At 75.2% G+C, this 2,563-nt stretch carries 3 protein-coding genes; 1 reads left to right on the top strand and 2 read right to left on the bottom strand.

Annotation, left to right across the window (positions count from 1 at the left end):
- Positions 1-1,379: leucyl aminopeptidase family protein (locus MXD58_RS28745; protein ID WP_250611307.1), on the top strand; the 1,379-nt coding region annotated here is incomplete at its 5' end.
- Here MXD58_RS28745 and MXD58_RS28740 read toward each other — a convergent pair.
- Together MXD58_RS28740 and MXD58_RS28735 are read right to left on the bottom strand one after the other, a co-directional pair.
- Positions 1,363-1,737: a hypothetical protein gene (locus MXD58_RS28740; RefSeq protein ID WP_248836638.1), complete on the bottom strand. Its 375-nt coding sequence runs from the start codon at positions 1,735-1,737 to the stop codon at positions 1,363-1,365. The two genes, MXD58_RS28745 and MXD58_RS28740, sit on opposite strands and share 17 nt — an antisense overlap.
- Before the next feature lie 53 nt (positions 1,738-1,790).
- A partial coding sequence (locus MXD58_RS28735) for a hypothetical protein (RefSeq protein WP_284678978.1) occupies positions 1,791-2,563 on the bottom strand: 773 nt, incomplete at its 5' end.

Here is a 2,563-nt window from a genome sequence, read left to right as displayed (position 1 = left end):
GGGCGGCGCTGGCCCGGCGCGGGGGGTCGGCGTCGCGGCTGGCGCTGGTCGCGAGCCCCCCGATCGACGGGTTGCGGGCCCTCGCCGAGGGCATCGTGCTCGGCTCGTACCGGGTCCGCGGTCTGCTGGACCGGGCCGGCCAGGCCCGCCCGCCCGTGGCCGCGCCAGGCGGGCGGGACGATCTCAACGTCAACGAGGTCTCGGTGGACGAGTCCGGCCTCGACGTGGACCCGGTCGCCGATGGTGTCGCCGAGGTGGCGGCCGGCGGCGAGGGGCTGGCGCGTGAGGTCGTCGTAGTCACCGACCTCGCGACGGACGCCGACGCGCGGGCCGCGGTGCGGGCCGCCCGCGCGGTGGGCACGGCGGTGTACATCGCCCGTGATCTGGTGAACACGCCCAGTCTGGTGAAGTCGCCGGAATGGCTCGCCGACCGGGCGGTGCGGATCGCCACGGCCGCGGGCCTCACGGCGAGCGTGCTCGGCCCGCGCGAACTCGCGGAACAGGGGTTCGGCGGGCTGACCGCGGTCGGTCAGGGTTCCCCCCGGCCGCCGCGACTGGTCCGCATCGAGTACGACGGGTCCGGCGCGAACGGGTCCGGGGACCACGGCGCCGATCGGCATCGCGTGCTGGTCGGGAAGGGCATCACGTTCGACTCGGGCGGACTGTCGCTGAAGCCGCCCGTCTCCATGATCGGGATGAAGACCGACATGGCGGGCGCGGCCGCCGTGCTCGGGACGATGACGGCCCTGCCCGTGCTCGGCGTTCCCGGCCGGGTGACCGGCCTGCTGTGTCTGGCGGAGAACATGATCGGGGCTGCCGCGATGCGGCCGGGCGACGTCATCACCTGCTGGGGTGGCACGACCGTCGAGGTGCTCAACACCGACGCCGAGGGCCGCCTCGTGCTCGCCGACGGCCTCGCCTACGCGGCCGGTGCGCTCGGCGCCGACGTCATCGTCGACCTGGCGACCCTCACCGGGGCGATCGCCGTCGCCCTCGGCCGGCGCACCGCCGGGCTGTTCAGCTCGGACGACGACCTGGCGCAGGCCCTGTCCGCCGCCGCCGGAGCCGCCGGCGAGGCGCTGTGGCGGCTGCCGCTCACCGAGGACTACCGGCCGGCGCTCGACTCGCCCGTCGCCGACCTGGCGAACATCGGCCGGGCCCTGGACGTGGGCGGCGGGTCGATCACGGCCGCGCTGTTCCTGCGGGAGTTCGCCGGCGGCCGGCCGTGGGCGCACCTCGACATCGCCGGCACCGCCCGCGCCGACTCCGACGACGGCGAGATCAGCCGCGGCGGCACCGGCTGGGGCGTGCGCACGCTGCTGAGCTGGCTGGCGCCGCAGCCCGACGCGGTGGAGCCGAGTCCTACCCCGGCCGGGTAGCGCTCGCCGGGCGCAGCGCGGTGAGCTGCTCGCGGGCCCAGCGCAGACTGTTGTGCTCACCCATCACCGCGGGCCAGCCGGCCAGCGCCTCCTCGACCGCCCCGCGGTCGGCCGCCGCGAGGATCTCCACCGTCAGCTCGCTGACGTCGGGCTGGTCGACGTCGAGCTGGTCGAGGTAGCGCGCGAGGATGCCGCCGGGGTGCGGCTCGCGGACCGAGTAGATCTCCCGGGTGTCGGCGACCCAGTTCAACCGGTAGGTGCTGTGGACGTCCCGCTGGTCGGTCCAACCGTCGCCGAACGGGACCTCGGCTGAGTCCCGCCGCCGCGGGTCCTCCCCGTAGAACTCATGGATGTTCATGAGTGCTGCCTCCCCCCGGACAGGCGCCGGCTAACCGGTGGCCAGGTGGCTGGTCAGGACGAGATGGAGGCCAGCGCGCTCTGGTAGCCCGCGGCCTGGTGTCGGGTCAGGACGAGGGACACGCGGAGAACGACGGAGCCGCGGGTGTAGACGTACTCCGTGACGAGAGGGTTCTGTTCGGTCACGGTCAGTAGCGTGTGGGCTCGGCGCTGCGCGGTCGTCGCGTCCGGCCACACCTCCACGGAGCCACCGCGTTCGATCGCCCCCGCCGGTGCGCCCGCCACCTCGTTCGCGCCCACCCGGGAGTCGCTGAACGCGAGCCGGCTCCAGTAGCCGCCCATGGTGCCCAGCAGATGGTCGGGGTCGGTGGCGGCCGTGTACACGACAGTCGTGCGCAGCGGGAGGCCGGTCTCGGCGAGCCGGCCGGCGACCTGCTGGGCGGTGAGCGCGGTCAGGCCGCCACCCGCCGCGCCGCCGCCGGTGCCCGGATCGGTCGGGACGACCGTGACCGTCGGGGTGGTGGGCACGCTCGGCGAGGCGGAGGCCGTGGTGGGAGCGCTCCGGTTCCCAGGGGCGGGACCGACGAGTCGATTCAGGGCGTAGCCGGTGATACCGGCCAGCACCGCGATCACGACTACGAACGCGACATAGGGCAGCAGGCTGTCGGTGGACGGCGGGGGCGGCCCGGACCTCGGCTCGGGCTGCGCCCGTGGCGTCGGCGCGGCGAACGGAATGGGCGTGTCGACCCGATCGGTGTCGAAGCCGCCGGCACCGTAGGGGCCCGCCGCGCCCGGCCGCCGAGCCCGGGTGTCCTGGGCAGCCGGGC

The sequence above is a fragment of the Frankia sp. AgKG'84/4 genome, assembly GCF_023242965.2.
In the GTDB taxonomy this organism is placed as follows: domain Bacteria; phylum Actinomycetota; class Actinomycetes; order Frankiales; family Frankiaceae; genus Frankia.
Note: the sequence above shows the minus strand (reverse complement) of the source record. Positions and strands in the feature narration are given on the sequence as shown.

Excerpts from the sequence above, each read along its gene's own strand:
- MXD58_RS28740 (WP_248836638.1), bottom strand. The coding sequence starts at position 1,737 with ATGAACATCCATGAGTTCTACGGGGAGGACCCGCGGCGGCGGGACTCA.